Origin of the sequence: Streptomyces sp. NPDC007901, assembly GCF_042959465.1 — a bacterium.
GTDB lineage: Bacteria > Actinomycetota > Actinomycetes > Streptomycetales > Streptomycetaceae > Streptomyces.
In genome coordinates, this window is sequence record NZ_JBIBKW010000001.1 from 496,961 (window position 1) to 514,356 (window position 17,396).

At 72.5% G+C, this 17,396-nt stretch carries 12 protein-coding genes and 4 pseudogenes; 6 read left to right on the plus strand and 10 right to left on the minus strand.

Annotation, left to right across the window (positions count from 1 at the left end):
* Nucleotides 1–2: 2 nt before the first annotated feature.
* Nucleotides 3–953 carry a glycine betaine ABC transporter substrate-binding protein gene (locus ACFZDK_RS02470; protein WP_390968965.1) on the plus strand — a complete coding sequence of 317 codons (951 nt, stop codon included), beginning with the start codon at nt 3–5 and terminating at the stop codon, nt 951–953.
* Nucleotides 954–988: 35 nt separating this feature from the next.
* On the opposite strand, the pseudogene ACFZDK_RS02475 reads toward ACFZDK_RS02470, so the two are convergent.
* Both ACFZDK_RS02475 and ACFZDK_RS02480 read right to left on the minus strand, forming a co-directional pair.
* A pseudogene (locus ACFZDK_RS02475) lies at nt 989–1,608 on the minus strand (isocitrate lyase/phosphoenolpyruvate mutase family protein); the annotation flags it as partial.
* Nucleotides 1,609–1,631: 23 nt separating this feature from the next.
* A complete protein-coding gene (locus tag ACFZDK_RS02480; protein WP_390968967.1) occupies nt 1,632–2,156 on the minus strand; it encodes a carboxymuconolactone decarboxylase family protein in 525 nt (174 codons plus the stop codon).
* A 47-nt stretch (nt 2,157–2,203) separates the two neighbouring features.
* On the opposite strand from ACFZDK_RS02480, the gene ACFZDK_RS02485 reads away from it, so the two are divergent.
* The gene (locus ACFZDK_RS02485; RefSeq protein WP_390968969.1) at nt 2,204–3,631 is read left to right on the plus strand and encodes an aminotransferase class I/II-fold pyridoxal phosphate-dependent enzyme; all 1,428 of its coding nucleotides are present in this window, start codon (nt 2,204–2,206) and stop codon (nt 3,629–3,631) included.
* Between the two features lie 52 nt (nt 3,632–3,683).
* Nucleotides 3,684–4,169 (plus strand): carboxymuconolactone decarboxylase family protein, encoded by a 486-nt coding sequence (locus tag ACFZDK_RS02490; protein ID WP_390968971.1) that lies wholly within the window; start codon nt 3,684–3,686, stop codon nt 4,167–4,169.
* Between the two features lie 89 nt (nt 4,170–4,258).
* Here ACFZDK_RS02490 and ACFZDK_RS02495 read toward each other — a convergent pair whose 3' ends face one another.
* Genes ACFZDK_RS02495 through ACFZDK_RS02520 form a run of 6 tightly spaced genes read right to left on the minus strand, consistent with a single transcriptional unit; the run spans nt 4,259 to nt 12,618 of the window.
* The gene (locus ACFZDK_RS02495; protein ID WP_390968973.1) at nt 4,259–5,062 is read right to left on the minus strand and encodes an aminotransferase class IV; all 804 of its coding nucleotides are present in this window, start codon (nt 5,060–5,062) and stop codon (nt 4,259–4,261) included.
* Nucleotides 5,063–5,097: 35 nt separating this feature from the next.
* Entirely contained in the window at nt 5,098–6,297 is a 1,200-nt protein-coding gene (locus tag ACFZDK_RS02500) for an FAD-dependent monooxygenase (RefSeq protein ID WP_390968975.1), read from the minus strand.
* A complete protein-coding gene (locus ACFZDK_RS02505; protein WP_390968977.1) occupies nt 6,294–7,844 on the minus strand; it encodes an AMP-binding protein in 1,551 nt (516 codons plus the stop codon). Before ACFZDK_RS02505 ends, ACFZDK_RS02500 begins: the two co-directional genes overlap by 4 nt.
* Nucleotides 7,845–7,867: 23 nt before the next feature.
* The gene (locus tag ACFZDK_RS02510) at nt 7,868–9,379 is read right to left on the minus strand and encodes a benzoate-CoA ligase family protein (RefSeq protein ID WP_390968979.1); all 1,512 of its coding nucleotides are present in this window, start codon (nt 9,377–9,379) and stop codon (nt 7,868–7,870) included.
* Nucleotides 9,376–12,000 carry an aminodeoxychorismate synthase component I gene (pabB, locus tag ACFZDK_RS02515; RefSeq protein ID WP_390968981.1) on the minus strand — a complete coding sequence of 875 codons (2,625 nt, stop codon included), beginning with the start codon at nt 11,998–12,000 and terminating at the stop codon, nt 9,376–9,378. Before pabB ends, ACFZDK_RS02510 begins: the two co-directional genes overlap by 4 nt.
* A gap of 30 nt (nt 12,001–12,030) precedes the next feature.
* Nucleotides 12,031–12,618, minus strand: a complete 588-nt coding sequence (locus ACFZDK_RS02520) for a hypothetical protein (RefSeq protein ID WP_390968983.1) — start codon at nt 12,616–12,618, stop codon at nt 12,031–12,033.
* Nucleotides 12,619–12,838: 220 nt separating this feature from the next.
* Between ACFZDK_RS02520 and ACFZDK_RS02525 the strand changes: the two genes are divergently transcribed.
* Entirely contained in the window at nt 12,839–13,627 is a 789-nt protein-coding gene (locus ACFZDK_RS02525; protein ID WP_390968985.1) for a DUF3050 domain-containing protein, read from the plus strand.
* On the opposite strand, the gene ACFZDK_RS02530 is transcribed toward ACFZDK_RS02525, so the two are convergent.
* Together ACFZDK_RS02530 and ACFZDK_RS02535 are read right to left on the minus strand one after the other, a co-directional pair.
* Nucleotides 13,608–14,471: a DMT family transporter gene (locus tag ACFZDK_RS02530; RefSeq protein WP_390970062.1), complete on the minus strand. Its 864-nt coding sequence runs from the start codon at nt 14,469–14,471 to the stop codon at nt 13,608–13,610. The genes ACFZDK_RS02525 and ACFZDK_RS02530 overlap by 20 nt on opposite strands.
* Nucleotides 14,472–14,585: 114 nt before the next feature.
* Nucleotides 14,586–15,524 (minus strand): annotated as a pseudogene (locus ACFZDK_RS02535) (hydrolase); the annotation flags it as partial.
* A 275-nt stretch (nt 15,525–15,799) separates the two neighbouring features.
* Here ACFZDK_RS02535 and ACFZDK_RS02540 point away from each other — a divergent pair.
* Together ACFZDK_RS02540 and ACFZDK_RS02545 are read left to right on the plus strand one after the other, a co-directional pair.
* Nucleotides 15,800–16,144: pseudogene (locus tag ACFZDK_RS02540) on the plus strand (hypothetical protein).
* A gap of 431 nt (nt 16,145–16,575) precedes the next feature.
* Nucleotides 16,576–17,391 (plus strand): annotated as a pseudogene (locus ACFZDK_RS02545) (glutathionylspermidine synthase family protein); the annotation flags it as partial.
* Nucleotides 17,392–17,396 lie beyond the last annotated feature (5 nt).

Genomic DNA, 17,396 nt, shown 5'->3' on the forward strand with positions numbered 1-17,396 from the left:
CCATGCGTCGTACGACACTCGTCGCCGCCGCCTCCGTGCTGGTGCTCGCCACCGGGTGCGGCGCCGCCGACATGACCCGGCAGGCCTCGCCGTTCGCCAACGCGCAGGGGTCGAAGACCGTGACCCTGTCCGTGCAGTCCTGGGTCGGCGCGCAGTCCAACGTGGCCGTCGCCCAGTACCTCCTCGAGCACAAGCTCGGCTATCGCGTCGACACCGTGCAGGTCGACGAGGTACCGGCCTGGGACGCGCTCAGCCAGGGGCGGGTCGACGCGATCCTGGAGGACTGGGGGCACCCGGACCAGGAGAATCGGTACGTCCAGGACAAGAAGACCATCAGCGGTGCCGGGGACCTCGGGGTCACCGGGCACATCGGGTGGTTCGTGCCGACCTATCTGGTCAGGCAGCATCCCGACATCACCGACTGGAAGAACCTCAACAAGTACGCCTCGCTCTTCCGCACCGCGGAGAGCGGCGGCAAGGGGCAGCTGCTGGACGGCTCGCCGTCGTACGTCACCAACGACAAGGCGCTGGTGAGCAACCTGAAGCTGGACTACCAGGTCGTCTTCGCCGGGTCCGAGGCCGCCCAGATCACCCAGATCAAGCAGTTCGCCAAGGAGAAGAAGCCCTTCCTGACCTACTGGTACGCACCCCAGTGGCTGTTCAAGAAGGTGCCGATGACCGAGGTGAAGCTGCCGGCGTACAAGGAGGGCTGCGACGCCGACGCGGCCAAGGTCGCCTGTGCCTATCCGCACACGGCGCTGCAGAAGTACCTCAACGCGGACTTCGCGCGGACCGGCGGCAAGGCGGCGGCCTTCCTGAAGAAGTTCAGGTGGACGACCGAGGACCAGGACCAGGTCTCCCTGATGATCGCCGACCAGAAGCTGAGCCCCGAGGAGGCCGCGAAGAAGTGGGTGGACAGCCACCCCTCGGTGTGGAAGGAGTGGCTGTCCTAGGCCAACACCTCGTGGACCACCTCTTGGACCGACCGCGAGGGGCCCGTGTCGTCCAGGCGGGCGTACATGTTCAGCGGGCCCTCGATGCCGGAGCGGAGGAGGGGGGAGCAGGGCGGTCGGCGCCTCGATCGGGTACACGCAGTCGGCGCCGGCCGCGACGTCCAGCGCGGCCCGCTCGATGACCCGGTCGGGGTCGGTGACCCCGTGGACGAACGTGTCGACGCGGGCGTTGACGAAGAGCCCGCCGTCGGCCGCCGAGCGGAACTCGGCCAGCCACTCGGCGTGTTGGCGAGGGTCCCTGGGGACGCCTCCGCTGGAGTCCTCCACGTTGCAGCCGGCCGCGCCCGCCTCCAGCAGGTGCTCGGCCAGCTCCTTCGGCGCCGGCCCGTAGCCGTCCTCCACGTCCGCCGACACCGGTACGTCCACCGCCCGGGCGATCCGCGCGACCGCCGCGGACATCTCCGCCGCCGGCACCTCGCCGTCCGCGTACCCCAGCTCGTCGCGACCCCGGCGCCGGGTGTCGCCGGCGCCGGGAACCCGGCCGCCGTCAGGGCCCGGGCGCTGGCCGCGTCCCACGGCCCCGGCAGGATCTGGGGGTCCCCCCACGCCCTTAAGGCAGTGGGGGAGGGTCACCCGGCGGGCGCCCGTGGTGCAGCGCCCGGAAGACCGCGGCCTTGCTCACCCGTGCTGCCCCGGGGTGTAGTGCCCGGGGACCATCCGGGTCGTCACGGCGAACCGGTTCCAGGAGTTGATCACGATGATCGAGGCGATCAGCTGCGTCAGCTGCACCTCGTCGAAGTGCTTGGCGGCCCGCTCGTAGACCTCGTCCGGCACGGAGCCTCCCCCTGACTTCGTCCCGGAGGTGCCCCCGGTCAGCACGGTGATGGCCTCGGTCAGCTCGATCGCGGCGAGCTCCTGCGCGGTGTAGAAGTGCTTCGACTCCTCCCACGCGCTGAGCTGGACGATCCGCTCGACGCTCTCGCCCGCCGCGAGCGCGTCCTTGGTGTGCATGTCGAGGCAGTACGCACAGTGGTTGAGCTGCGAGGCACGGATCTTCACCAGTTCGAACAGCTTGGCGTCCAGGCCCTTACGGGCGGCTCCGTCCAGCCGGACCATCGCCTTGTACACCTCGGGCGCGTGCTGCGCCCAGGCGAGGCGGGGGGTGTGCTCCGGGACGTACTCGACGTTTTCCTGATGGGTCATGATGTCGACTCTAGGCGTCGGGCAGCCCAGGAGTATGGTCCATTTCCATGGCGAACTCATGGGCCACTTTGGGTGTGGACCTGCATCTGGAACCGGCCGGTCCGGGCCTGCGCAGGGGGCTGACCGACGCCCTGCGCGAGGCCGTCCGCAGCGGCCGGCTGGTCCCCGGCACCCGGCTGCCCTCGTCCCGCTCCCTCGCCGCCGACCTGGGCATCGCCCGCAACACCGTCGCCGACGCCTTCGCCGACCTGGTCGCCGAGGGCTGGCTCACCGCCCGGCAGGGCTCCGGCACCAGGGTGGCGACCGGGGTACCGGCCCTGCCGCCGGGGCCGCACCCCACGGCCCCGGCCGCCGGTACGACCGCCCACCGCCCCGCCTACGACCTGCGGGCCGGCTTCCCCGACGTCTCCGCCTTCCCGCGCACCGAGTGGCTCAGGGCCGCCCGCCGCGCCCTCACCGCCGCCCCCCACGACGCCTTCGGCTACGGCGACCCCCGCGGCCGCGTCGAACTGCGCACCGCGCTCGCCGCCTACCTCGCCCGCGCCCGGGGGGTGCGCGCCGACCCCGAACGCATCGTGATCTGCGCCGGGTTCTCGCACGGCCTGAGCCTGCTCGGGCGGATGCTGCGGGCGCGCGGGGCGGACACGGTCGCCGTGGAGTCGTACGGCCTCGACGAGCACTGGCAGCTGCTGACGGCGGCCGGACTCCGCATGCGCGCCCTGCCCCTGGACGAACTCGGCACGGACACCCGGGAGTTGACCCGGGGGCCGGCCGCGGTGCTGCTGACCCCCTCCCACCAGTTCCCGATGGGGGTGGCGCTGCACCACGACCGGCGGGCGGCCGTCGTGGACTGGGCGCGGCGCACCGGCGGCCTGGTCCTGGAGGACGACTACGACGGCGAGTTCCGCTACGACCGCCGGCCCGTCGGCGCCCTCCAGGGCCTCGCCCCCGACGAGGTGGTCTACCTGGGCACGGCCAGCAAGTCCCTGGCCCCGGGGCTGCGGCTGGGCTGGATGGTGCTGCCGCCGGCCGTGGCCGAGGAGGTGACGGCGGTCAAGGGCGGGGTGGACACCTGCGCGGCGCCGGACCAGCTGACGCTCGCCGAGTTCATCGCCTCCGGCGCCTACGACCGTCATGTCCGCGCCTCCCGCTCCCGCTACCGGCGGCGCCGGGACGCGCTGGTCGCGGCCCTCGCCGCGCGCGCCCCGGCGATCCGGGTCACCGGCATCGCGGCCGGTCTGCACGTCGTCCTGCGGCTGCCGCCGGGCAGCCAGCAGCGGGTGATCCGGGCCGCCGCCGAACGCGGCCTCGCCATCGAGGGCCTCACCCCGCGCCACCGCCACCCCGACGCCGCCGTGCGGGCGCCGGACGCCCTCGTCCTCGGCTACGGCACCCCCGCCGACCACGCCTGGTCGGGAGCGCTGGACATCCTGTGCACGGTCCTCTCGGACCCGGCCGTGATCGACGCCCGATGAATTCCCCGGCAATGATCCCCAGAATTGAATTCCGGAGGCTAGAGTCTCCCTCATGAGCAATGGCGATCAGATATCCCGTGTGGCCCTCAAGAAAATCACCCCGGACGTCTCCTCGGCGATGGGTTCGCTGCATGCCGCCGCCGTCACCGCGGCCCAGGACGCCAAGGTCGAACCGGAAATCCTGGAACTGGTCAGAATCCGCGCCTCCCAGCTGAACGGCTGCGCGTTCTGCCTCGACATGCACACCAAGGACGCCCGCGCGCAGGGCGAGACCGAGCAGCGGATCTACGCGCTGAACGCCTGGCGGGAGACCCCCTTCTTCACCGGACGGGAGCGCGCCGCACTGGCGTTGGCCGAGGCCGTGACCTTCGTCGCCGACGGCCAGGTCCCGGACGCGGTGTACGCCGAGGCCGCCGGGGTCTTCGACGAGGCGCAGATCGCGGCCCTCGTCTGGGCGGCCACCGTCATCAACGCCTACAACCGGATCGCCATCGCCACCCGGATGGTGCCGGGGGCTTATCAGCCCAAGCAAAAGTAATCAGGCAAAAGTAATCGGGAAAAATTAGTCAGGGCAGCGGAAAATGCGCCGGGTCGGATTCGATCCGGCGCATTCTCTTTCCGGTCGGTTCAGTTTCCCGGCAGCGGCTCCATCGCGTCGTCCAGCCACGTCCGCCATTCCCCGGCGTGCGCCGCCCGCGGTGCCCGCAGCGGTTCGCCGATCCACTCCGTGACCGGCCGGATCCCGTGCAGCGCGTTGACCAGCCACACCTCAAGGCCGTCCAGCTCGGCCACGGTCCGCTCCCGGTGGGCCAGCCGGATCCCGGCCCGCTGGGCCCGCTCCTGGATCAGGGCGACGGTCACCCCCGGCAGGACGGGCAGCTGCGGCGAGGGCAGGCACAGGGTGCCGTCCTCCCACCACAGCACGCTGGAGGTGGCCGCCTCCAGCACGATCCCGGTGGCCGCGACCAGCACCGCCTCGTCCGCACCGGCCCCGGTCGCCCGGCCGCGCACCCGGGCCAGGATGTCCAGGTCCGGCCCCTTGCGGCGGGGGACGGTCCGCGGGTCGGACTGGCCGGCCGCCCACACCCGCACCCCGGACCCCAGCGGCGGCGCATGACGCAGCCGCAGCCGCAACTCCCGCGAGCCGGGGGTGAGTTCGACGCGGGGGAACCACGCGCCGGTGCGGGGCAGCGCGGCCGTCATGTCCTGCCAGAACTCCAGCAGCCGGCGCAGCGGCGGCCCGTCGCACGCGCCGCAGGACCGCAGGAAGCGCTCCCGGTGCCGGTCGAGGCCGCGCACCCTGCCGTCCCGGACCAGCCAGGAGTCCGCCACGAGCAGCCGCCCGCCGGGCCCCGGGTCCTCGGCGGGCCGCAGCCCTCCCGCCGGAGACCAGGCCAACAGACCTTCCCCGAACGTCACCTGTGCGCCCACGCCCGCCTCCTCCGCAGTGCTTCCTCGGTACTTCCTCAGTACTTCCGGCCCGCCAGCGCCGGCGCCCCGTGCCGGGGACCGTAGGGCGCGTGCTCCAGCCAGGACCCGCAGGACGGCAGGACCGGCGCCAGCGCCGCCGCCGCACGCTGCCGCAGCCGGACGATCCGGCGCCGGGGCCGCAGATGGTCCAGGGCGACCCCGGCCGCCGCGCTGTTGAACAGGCCCGCGGCCCGCCGTACCGCCGCGAAGTCGGCCACCGTCCCGGTCGCCACCGCCTCCGCTGCCGCCGCCGCGACTGCATCTGCCGCCGCTGCCGCGTCGGCGATTCCGCTGTTCATGCCCCGCGCCCCGAACGGCGGGAACAGATGCGCGGCCTCCCCGACGAGCAGCACCCGCTCGTGCGGGTCGGTGAAGGAGGCCGCGACCTTGCGCAGGAAGCGGTACGTCGACACCCACAGGATCCGGTCCGCGTAGCCGTCGCCGACCACCCCGGGGAGCCAGCCGCGGACGGCCTCCTCCGTGCCGTACTCCTCCGCCCGGTCCCCGGCATGGCACTGGAGGTCCACCTGGAAGCCCCCGGTGAACGGCACCCGCATGACGCTGCGGCCGCCGACGCCCGGATGCTCGTAGTGGAAGACCCGCTCCAGCGGCAGCTCCGCGCCCGGCCGGTCGGCGACGTCGACGACGACGTGGAAGCCCTCGCCGTGGGTGCCCTCCATGGGGATGCCGAGCCCGGCCCGGACGGCCGAGCGGGCGCCGTCCGCGGCGATCACGTACCCGCACGCCACCTCCCGCCCGTCCGCGCAGCTCAGCGAGACACCCGAGGCGGTGGTACGGACGCCGATCACCCGCGCGTTCCACGCGAACTCCACCCCCGCCCGCTCGCACGCGTCCCGCAGGAAGCGCTCGGTGTCCACCTGGCGCAGGCTGGTGAAGGGCGGCCGGCCGGAAGGGGGCGGGAAGGTGCGGGAGTACACCTCCCGCCCCCGGTACAGGGTGCGCCGGGTGTGCCAGGTCCGGCCGTACGAGGTGATCTCCCCGGCCAGCCCCGGCCGCATGGCGTCGAGCAGCGCGAGGGTCTCGCGGTGCACGAACAGGGCCCGGCTGCCCGGCCGTTCGCGGTTCTCCGGGTCCGCCTCGAGGAGCACCACCGGCAGCTCCCGCGCACGCAGCGCCAGCGCCGCCGACAGGCCCACCGGACCGGCGCCGACCACCACGACCGGGGTCGGGGTCATGCGCGGACCCCCTCCGCCAGCATCCGGGTGATCTCCACCCGCTTCACCTTCCAGGTCGCCGTCATCGGCAGTTCCTCGAACCGCCACTGCCGGGGCTCCGCCATCGCGGGCAGGTCGGCGGTCGCCTCCTTCCACCGCCGTGGATCCAGCGGCCGTTCGTCGCGGACGCACACCACCGGCACCGGCTCCCGGTCCGCGCCCGGCACGATGACCACCTCGCGCAGCTCCTCCAGCCGATCCATCAGGGTGTCCTCGACCTCCAGGTTGCTGTGCACCGAGTCGATCTGGTCGATCTCGCGGTCGATCAGGTACAGCGCGCCCAGCCGGCTCCGGTACCCCATGTCGCCCATCTGCCACCACTCGCCGTCCAGTTGGCGCTCGTACTGGTCGCGGGCGCCGAGGTAGGTGAGGATGCGGCCCCGGGTGCGGGCCTCGATCCGGCCGGGCGACCCGGGCGCAGCGGGCAGCCCGTCGGGGCCGGTGACCCGGACCCGGGTGAAGCCCGGAATCCCGATCCCGACCCGCCGCCCGTCCGCCCGGGCCACGCTCCGGCGCGTGAACCACTGGAAGGCGACGGGACCGGTCTCGCTCTGCCCGTACAGCTGGATCAGCCAGGGCGTACGGCGTTTCGAGGCGCCGAGCAGCCGTCGTACCGTCCGCGGATGGATCGCGTCGAACGTCGAGCCGTACGACTTGACCCGCGACAGCGGGGCGCCGGGCGCGTCCGCCAGTTCCTCCCACAGGACGAAGGTGTTGGGGTGGGTCTCGACGATGCCGGGGCGGTGCCGGGCCAGCATCGGGCCGACCTTCGCCGGGTCCGGGTCGGTGATCAGCAGCAGGGGGCTGCCGAAGTGCAGCAGGACGCCCAGCAGATGGTAGAAGCGCGAGTGCACGAACGACATGTGCAGCGCCGCGACCTCGCCGCGGGTGGGCCAGCCCATCGCCTGCTGCGGGACCAGCCGGTTCCACATGGTCTGCGGGCAGTGCACGGCGAGCTTGGGGACGCCGGTGGTGCCGGAGCTGTGGGTGATCAGGGCGGGTTCGCGCGGGTGCAGCCGGATCGGCGCCGGGACCTCGGCACCGGAGTGCTCCGCCAGGGAGACCGTCCCGGGGGCCGTGTCGACGGTCAGTGTCTGCCGCACCAGCCCCTTGACGTCCAGGCCCTTGAGTTTCGCCGCGTCCGTGACCAGCCACGGCTCCCGGAGCCTGGTGAGCAGCTGGCCGACCACCTCGCCGGCCAGCATGGGGGAGAGCAGCACGGGCACCGCGCCGATCCGCGAGATCGCGCAGGTCAGCAGCACGATGTCGACGTTGTCGGTCTTGTGGACGACGACCTGCTCGGCGGGCCGCACCCCGGCCGCCCACAGCCGCCCCGACAACTCGTCGACGGCGTCGGCGAGTTCCGCGTAGCTCAGCCGCACGCCGAGGTCGGGGTGGGTGTCCAGGGGCCGGTCGAGGGTGACGAACACCCCGCCGTGCCGCTGGGCCGCCCGCCGGAAGAGCGGGCCGAGGTAGAACCCGCGGTCGCCGATGAGGGACTCCTGCATGAGGGCGTTCCTTTCAGTCGAGGTCACCAGGCGCCCTGGCGGACCAGATGGCGGCGCAGCTTCCCGGTCGGGGTGCGGGGCAGGGAGGACAGGAGGCTGACACTGCGCGGCACCTTGAAGGCGGCCAGGCGCTCCCGGGCCAGCCGCAGCAACTCCTCCTGGAGCCCCTCCGGCGCCGGGGTGACGGCGGGCACCACGAAGGCGCGCAGCCGGGTGGAACCGGTCCCGTCCGGCACCGCCGCCACCGCGACCTCCCGCACCGCCGGATGGGTGCGCAGCACGGCCTCCACCTCCAGCGGGGAGACGGTGATCCCGCCGACCATCTCCATGTCGTCGGTGCGGCCCAGGTGCCGGTAGCTGCCGTCGGGTTCGCGGACCGCCCGGTCGTGGGTGGCCAGCCAGCCGCCGACCAGGGTCCGCGCGGTCTCCTCGGGCCGGTGGAGATAGCCCGGCGTCACCGTGGGGCCGCGCACCCACAGCTCGCCCTCGTGGCCGTCCGGCACCGGCCGTCCGTCGCGGTCGCGCAGCTCCACCTCGAAGCCGGGCACCGGACGGCCCACGGTGCCGGGGTGGTTGTGGTCCAGGCTGTTGGCGCAGAAGGCGTGCCCGGCCTCGGTGGAGCCGATCTGCTCCAGCACCGGCGCGCCCAGCAGCTCCGTGACCCGGGCCCCGAGCCCGGCCGGCAGTCCCTCGCCGGCCGACACGGCGGCCCGTACGGAGGCGAAGCAGGCCTGGTGCTGCCCGGTGCCCCGGTCCGCGACCAGTGCCGCGTACGCCGACGGGACCGAGTACAGCAGCGTCACCCGGTGCCGGGCGACCAGTTCGTCCACGGCGGCCGGCGTCGGGCGCCGGTCCACCAGGACCGCGCTCGACCCCGAGAAGAGCGGGAAGACGAAGGCGTTGCCGAAGCCGTAGGCGAAGTACAGCTTGGACACCGACAGGGTGACGTCGTTCGGGCGGATGCCGAGCAGTGGCCGGCCGATGAGGTCGTGGTACGCGGCCGGGTGGGCGTGGGTGTGCACGACACCCTTGGGCCTGCCCGTCGTCCCCGAGGTGTACTGCACATACAGCGGGCCGTCCGCGTGGACCGGGTGGACGGGCGCCGGTTCGGCGGCGGGCGCGAGCGCGAGCAGCTGGTCGGCGCCGAGCAGGGGGTGGCCGATGAAACGATCCTCCAGGCCCGGCCCCGTCAGACACAGCGCGGCCCCGGTGTCGGCGGCCATGAACGCGTGGTCACCGGCGGGCAGTTCGGGGTTGACCAGGACGGCGACGGCCCCGAGCCGGGCGACCGCGAGAAAGGCCACCACCCAGGCGATCCCGTCCGGCAGCGCCAGCACCACCCGGTCGCCGGGGCCGACCCCCTGTGCGGCGAGGACGGTCGCGGCCCGCGCCCCGAGGTCGTGCACCTCGCCGTGGGTCCAGGCGCGATGGCCCTGGTGGAAGGCGGGCCGGCCGGTCCAGCCGCCGCGCTCGGAGAGGTCTGCCAGCCGGCCGGCCAGGTTGACGGTGTCCGTGCGGTACAGGGGCAGCGTCATCGGGCGGCCTCCCGCACGGCGTCCGCCGCGGCCGTCGCCGTGTGCTCCCGCAGCGCCCGCATCTGCGCGGCCGTCTTCAGCAGCATCTCGTCGTACTCGGCGGCCGGATCGGAGTCGAGGACGATCGCCCCGCCCGCGCCCAGCCGCAGCCGGCCGTCCGCGATCACGGCCGTACGGATCACGATGTTCAGGTCCGCGCCGCCGCTGCACCCGAGGTAGCCGAGCGCCCCGGAGTACACGCCCCGGGCCTCGGTCTCCAGCGAGTCGATGATCTCCATGGTGCGCAGCTTCGGCGCGCCCGTCATCGAGCCGCCCGGGAAGCAGGCCCGCACGCAGTCCACGGCGTCCGTCCCGGCCCGCAGCCGCCCGGTCACCGTCGACACCAGCTGGTGCACGGTCGCGTACGTCTCGGTGGCCATCAGCCGGGGCACCCGGACGGTTCCGGTACGGCAGACCCGGCCCAGGTCGTTGCGGAGCAGGTCGACGATCATCAGGTTCTCGGCGCGGGTCTTGGCGTCCGCCGCCAGCGCGTCCCGCAGCCGGTCGTCCTCGAAGGGCGTCGCCCCGCGCGGTGCCGTCCCCTTGATGGGCCTGGCCTCGGCCACCCCGTCCCGGGTGATCCGCAGGAACCGCTCCGGCGAGGAACCGGCCACGTCCAGGTCGCCGAAGCGCAGGAAGGCCGCGTACGGCGCCGGGTTGACGCGGCGCAGCTCCCGGTAGAAGGCGTAGGGGTCGGCCGGGGCGGGCAGCCGGGCCGCGTCGGTCAGACAGACCTCGTAGCTGGTGCCGGCCCGCAGCTCCCGTTGGCAGGCCTCGATGTCCGCGAGGTAGGTCGCCCGGTCCCGTACCAGCCAGGGCTCGGCGGCCTCCAGGTCCGATCCCCCGGCGGCGGAGGCGGAGGGCGGGGCGGGGCGGCCGCCCGGGGCCAGGAAGGTGAGCTGGGCCAGGGTGGCCTCCAGCCACTCCTCGGCCTCCCGGGCGGCCTGCGGGGTGTCCTCCGCCAGACAGACCGCGTAGGTGACGTCCTCCTCGTGGTCCACGGCGAGCAGCCGGTCCGCGAACAGCCAGCAGGCGTCCGGGGTCTCGGCGCGGTGCCGGTTCGGGGAGCCGCAGTCGGCCTTGGTCTCGTACCCGAAGTAGCCCACATAGCCGCCGGTGAAGTCGAAGGGCAGCCCGTCGGCGTCCACCCGGCGGCTGGTCAGCTGCCGCTTCAGGTAGTCGAAGACGCTCGCCGACACCTTGCGCGCCGGCCGGCCCGCCCGCTCCACCTCGCACCGGCCGGCCGTCACGTCGTACCGCACGAACTCGGCGAGCGGACCGCTGTCGTCCCCGAGGAACGAGAACCGCGACCGGCTCCGCTCGACGAGCGAACTGTCCAGCCAGAAGGATCGGGCCGAGCCCGCGAAGAGACGGCTGAAGGCCGCCTCCGTGTCCACGGCACCGGCGATCCGGCGGGTGTGGAGGCGGTGGGTGGGGCGGGGGCGGTCGCTCTGGAGGGGGTGGGTTCCCTGCCGGGGGCGGTCGCCTCGCCGGGAGTGGTTCCCCTGGGGGAGGTCTCCACGGGAGCGGTCGCCCTGGCGGGGGCGCGGGATGGTCGCGGTGGGGCCTGCGGGGGGTGCGGCGGGTGTGGCGTCGGGGCCGGCGGGTGTGGCGTCGGGGCCGGCGGGTGCGGGTGCGGGTGCGGGTGCGGGTGTGGCTGTGGGTGCGGCTGCGGTGGACGTGGCCGCGGGCTCGGCGGGCACGGCCGGTGCGCCGGATGTGGCGGGTGCGGGCCCCGACCCCGGCGTGGCCGCTGCGGAGCCGAGCGCATCGGGTGCGGAGCCGGGCCTGGCGGGCGCGGACCCGGGTGTGCCGGGCGCGGAGTTGAGCGCACCTGTCCCTGTGCCGACCGCGCCTGTCCCTGAGCCGAGCGCACCTGTCCCTGTGCCAACCACGCCTGTCCCGGGCCCGGGCCTGCCCGTCGCCGACCTGGGCCTCGGGATCACGGCCGAGGTCGGGGGGACGGCGGTGTTCTTGGTGCGGGCTCGGCGGGCTCGGCGGGCCGTGAGGTTGCGGAAGTTGACCAGCATGCGGTGGCCGTACTCGGTGAGCACCGACTCGGGGTGGAACTGCACGCCCCACAGCGGCCGTTCGCGGTGGCGCAGGCCCATCAGGACGCCGTCCTCGGCCCAGGCGGTGGCCTCCAGGGCGGCGGGCAGCGGCTCGTGCACCGCGAGGGAGTGGTAGCGCACCGCCGTGAAGTCCTGGGTCAGTCCCTCGAACAAGTCCCGCCCGTCGTGCCGGACCCGGGTCAGATGCCCGTGTCTCGGCTGCGGCGCGGGCGCCACCCGGGCCTGCTCGCCGAGCGCGATGCCCTGGTGGCCCAGGCACACCCCGAGCACCGGGACGGCGGCCTCGGCGATCACCCGGGCGGAGATGCCGAAGTCTCGGCCGTTTCCCGGATGCCCGGGCCCCGGGGACACCACCACGTTGTCGAACCCCGCGAGACCGGGGAGAGCGGCGAGTGTGCCCGCCCCCTCGTCATTGCGGATCACCACCGGTTCCTCGCCGTTCACCTCGGCGATCAGCTGGAACAGGTTGTAGGTGTACGAGTCGTAATTGTCGATGAGCAGGGTCTTCACCCGCCCACCTCCCTCGGGTAGTTCCCGGGCCTATGCGGCCCGGCGTTTGTGCCGTCCACGCAGCGCCTGGAGCGGTGGATACAGCCATTTCCTGAAGAAACGCTGCAGCCGCGGCATGAGAATCCAGGTGACAAGCGCGGTCACGCAGAGGCAGAGCACCAGAGTGCGAATGAGCGGATTCACGCCGCCGAGATAGGGCAGCACGATCAGATTGAACAGCAGGACCGGTGGAAACACCGCGCTCATGTTGATGAACCACAGTTTCCATTTCGCCGGGGGACTGGGGGGCGGCGGCACGGGCGACGGCCCGGACAGCGCGTCGAACCACTCCTTCGACCCCTGGACGCTACGGCGCCCGGTGGGGCGGGCGATACCGTCCGTGCGGATCTCCCACTGCCCACGGTCCTGGGAGTTCTCCCAGGCCAGCGCCGAGTCCTCGGTGGCGAAGCGATACACGACATGCCATTCCGCCTCCTGGTCGACTAGGACGCCGCCGCCGAGGAACCCCGGCCGGCGGGCGCTCGCGCCCAGCATGGCCCACCCCCACGAGTGGAAGTCGGCCTCGCGACCCGGCATCACGTGATAGGCCACGGTGACGGTGACGGGATTACTGGTCACGGTGTCCTTTACGGAATGGACACATCACGCGTTCAAAGATTCAACGAGATTTTTTGGCGCCCGGAACGTGTCCGGAACGTAACTTTTTATAGCGCTTTCTATGGTGTTGGCGCCTTCTGTCGACCGCTACTTCGGGTAACTCTCCTGGAATTCCAGAAAGTGCTTGCCCGGGGGTCGTGAAAGTTGCACGATCGCCGTCCCGGAACAAAGGAGAGCCGCCATGTCGAGGTACGACTGGAATCTGACGCGAGAAGGCAGCGAGGCAATTGACCAGGCGCGTTCGGTGATCGAATCCGCGCGAAAAGAAGTGACCGCCCACCCGCTTTACCGGCGGATATCCGACCGGGACCGGCTGGCCACGTTCATGACCCACCACGTCTTCGCCGTCTGGGACTTCATGTCCCTGCTCAAGTCGCTCCAGCGCGAGCTGACCTGCGTCGACGTGCCCTGGGTGCCGCACGGCTCCGCCGTCGCCCGCCGGCTCGTCAACGACATCGTGCTGGTCGAGGAGAGCGACGCCCTGAACGGCGGCTTCACCAGCCACTTCGAGCTCTACCGCGCGGCCATGACCGAGGCGTCGGCCGACACCGTCCCCGTCGACACCTTCCTCGCGCTGGTCGCCGAGGGCCACGACGTCCCCGCCGCCCTCCGGGTGGCCCAGGTGCCCGCCCCCGCCGCCGAGTTCGTGCGCACCACCTTCGAGATCATCGACGACCGCCCGCTGCACTGCCGGGCCGCCGCCTTCGCCTTCTCCCGCGAGGACCTGATCCCGGACATGTTCGACCAGGTCGTCAAGGAGGAGGGCACCGACGGCTTCCCGCTCTTCCGCGACTACCTCGCCCGCCATATCGAGGTCGACGGCGAGGAGCACACCCCCATGGCCCTGCAGATGGTCGCCGACCTGTGCGGCACCGACGAACAGCGCTGGCGCGAGGCCGTGGAGACCGTCCTGGTCGCCCTGGAGGCCCGGTCCCGCCTCTGGGACGGGATCACCGACGCGATGGGCTGACCGGCTCCGCCGCCCCGGCGCCGGCGTCCTGCGCACCCGGTGCCTCCCCGAACCGGGCCAGCGCCAGCGCCCCCGCCACGGCCACCGTGAAACCGAGCACCGCGAGCCAGGTGAGCCCCTCCCGGGTGCGGTCGCCGAGCCAGACGACCCCCACCGCGGCCGGGCCGATCGTCTCGCCGATGACCATCCCGGCCGTCGCCGTGGTCACCGAGCCGCGCTGCAGCGCCGAGGTCAGCAGCATGAAGGCGCCGCCGCCGCCGATCAGCAGGGCGTAGGCCGCGGGGTTGGCCAGCAGTTCGGCCGGTTTCAGGGTGTCGATCAGCCGCACCGACACCTCCACCACCCCGAACCCGAACCCCGACCCGAGGCCGAGCAGCAGCGCCCGCCACCGCCCGGACAGCCGCCCGCCGGCGAGCCCGAGTAGCAGCACGCCCACGGCGGCCCCGAGCATCGTCCACTTCAACGTCATGGACCCCGCCCGGTCCCCCTCCGGCCCCGAGGCCAGCGCCAGCATCGCGAGCCCCGCGCACACCACGCCCACGGCGGCCCACTCCGCCCCGGTCAGCCGCACCCGCAGCAGCCGCGCCGCGACCACCGCCGTCACCGCGAGGCTCGACGCGAGCGCCGCGCTCACCGCGTAGATCGGGATCGATCTGAGGGCCAGCACCTGGAACACGAATCCGAGCCCGTCCAGCCCCAGCCCGACGACGTACCGCCACTGCCGCACGGCCCGCAGCAGCAGCGCGGCCTCCCCGCCCGCGCCGTCGCCGGCCGCCCGCGCGGCCATCGCCTGCAGGACCGTCGCCGTACCGAAGCAGATCGCCGCCGCGAGGGCGCACACCATTCCGAAGAGCACAAAAGGACTGTAGGGGAGGGGAGCAAACGGAGATCGGAGCGAAAGCAAGAGCGGGTCCGGGGCGAACCCCGGACCCGCTCTTGCTTTCGCTCCGGTGGGTCAGCTGGCGCCGGCCAGCCAGGCGGTGGCGTTGAGGGCGAGGGCGGCGTTGGTGGCGCCGCTGTCGTTCCAGCCGTCGTACAGCGTGTTGCCGGACTGGCCGGTGCCGTCGTCGATCGGGGAGCTGTCGCCCCAGAAGGCGACGCGCCCGCTGCCGTAGGTGGACGTGGCGAAGAAGGCGCCGGTGTTGCCGGAGTAACCGCTGCGGTACACCAGCCCCTTGACCGCCGAGTTGTCGGCGGGCTTGAGGGTGGCGGTGGTCCCGTTGGCGATCAGGCTCTTGGTGACGGTGCCGAAGGAGCCGTGCAGGACGGCGTTGCCGCTGTCGCTGATGGCCTTCGGGTAGCCGGAGCTGATGTTCAGGGAGTCGATGGAGAGGCCGAACGGGTCGTCGCTGTCCACGCTGTTGTTGGTCATCAGGTCGTTGAGGATCTCGACCGCGTCGTAGCCGTCGTTGTTCCGGTCGGCCCCGGTGTGGTCGGAGATCATGAACAGACCGCCGCCGGCCTTCACGAAGTTCATGATCGCCGTCTTCTCGGCGGTCGTGAACTTGGTGTTGGGCTCGGGGAGCACCAGCGCGTCGAACTCGGACAGGTCGGTCGTCGACGAACCGCCGTACGTCAGCGCGCCGGTGGCCGTCTTCAGGCTGTAGTCGCCGGTCTGCTGCAGGGCCACGCCCCACGACGACAGCGCGCCGGTCCAGTCCGTCTCGTCGGACGGGGAGGAGTCCTCGGAGAGCGGGTCGGGCTTGCTGGTGGAGATGATCCAGTCCGCGTTGCCCGCCTCCTCGGCGTGGCCGTCGTCGAACAGGACGCGGTAGGTGGAGGCCGCGTGGGCGGGGGTGGCGGCGCTGGTGGCCTGGACGGCGGCACCGGCCGCGAGCAGGCCGAACACCGCGGCGGCCGTGGTGAGTCTGCTGCGCGAGGCGGCGAAGCGGGGCATCTGTCATTCCTCCATCGGTGGGGGGCGAGAGGGATGGCGGTGCGGGTACGGCGTCGGTCGTACGCGTCCACGGGGTGGTCTTCGCGCGTAGAGTGGAAGTTGATCGTTCACCCAGGGACAGCTGGACGGTACCCGCGAGGCCCGGAACGCCGACAGGATCTCCCGCCACTTCACATGATTTTCTTACCCGTACATGACAACTCGGAAGTGGCTCGACCCGCTCGTCTAAGCTGTCGTCGAACATCTGGCCGACGATCACACGGGGGAACACGAACATGGCGGACGCACGCCGGCAACTGCGCTCGGGCACGGTCGTCCTCGGCGGGATGGGCCTGCTGGCCGCCGCCCTGACCGCCTGCTCCTCCGACCCCGACAAGCGCTGCGTCGACCGCGACAGCTACACCGCCGCCAAGGGCTACCAGGTCGTCTCCGACAAGAACTGCGGCTCCACCAAGTCCGCCCTCAACGCCGGCTAATACTACGGCGGCAAGAAGAGGAGCGGCTGGGTCAGCGGCGGCTCCTTCACCAAGCCCCGCAGCGGGTCCGGCGGTTCCTCCAGCGGCGGCCACAGCGTCCACCGCGGCGGCTTCGGCAGCGGCCACGGCAGCTCCGGCGGCTGACCGCCGCCATGGAGCGCCGCACCACCGAACCCCGCCCCGACTGGCAGCGGACCGTCGAGGAACAGGGCCTGATCTACCGTTCCTTTGGACTGAGCGGGGGTGAGCCCACTCAGCCGCACGCCCCGAACGGTCTTGGGCGCACTGGTCCCCGGCGTACTCGACCCGGGGCAGCGACACGGATCCTGTCCGTGGTCCGATCCCGGGAGGCCGGCTCCCTCACGACCTGGCCATGTGGGTGTGGCCAGAGGCGACGGGGAGGCCCTGAACCATCACTCCGGTGGAGCAGGGGCCCCGCACGCTGACGCCGCACCCGGTGTCCCAGGTCGCACGATCACCGTAGCCCGAACGGCCCAGACCGCCGCAAGCCCAGACGCCCACCGTCACACGATCGAGTTAAACCACCCTTACGTGCCCTCCCGCACGACCAGCTGGCGACCCCCACCTCCCTGGTGGAGGCGGCCTCGGCCCAGTGGTTCTGGATGGAGGACCGCTTCCCGGGCGCTGACCAGTGGAACAGCCTCCACGAACGCCTGGTCGCCACCTGGCGGAAACAGGCCCGCCTCCTCCCGCCCGGCGCCCCCCTGTACTTCGCCCACTCCGCCGCCGACGAACTCGGCGAGGACCTGATGACGGTCGCCTACCTCAAGGAGACCGCCGAACAGGCCGGCCTCGACACCGACTGGATCTCCATGGAGGAGATCGGCTGGGACACCCTCACCGGCCGCTTCGTCGACAACCGGCTCGGCTTCATCCGCAGCCTCTTCAAGCTCTACCCCTGGGAGTGGCTCACGACCGACGCCTTCGCCGGCCACGTCCTCGACACCCTCGACAACGGCGGCGGCACCGGCACCACCCTGTGGATCGAACCGGCCTGGAAGATGCTCCTCAGCAACAAGGCCCTGCTCGCGATCCTCTGGGAGCTGTACCCCGACCACCCGAACCTCCTCCCGGCCTACCTGGACGGCCCGAGGGAGCTGGCGTCCGGGAGGGGCTATGTCAGCAAGCCGCTGCTGGGCAGGGAGGGTGCGGGCGTGGTCGTACACGGGCCCGGCCACCCTCCCGTCGTACGCGAAGAGCCCTGCTGTTACCAGGAGTTGGCCCCCCTGCCCGACTTCGACGGCAACCGGGTGGTGCTGGGCGCGTGGGTGGTCGGCGAGGAGGCGGCGGGCCTGGGGATCCGCGAGTCACAGGGCCTGGTGACCGATGACTACGCCCGCTTCCTGCCCCACGTGATTCTGCCGGCTTAGGGGCG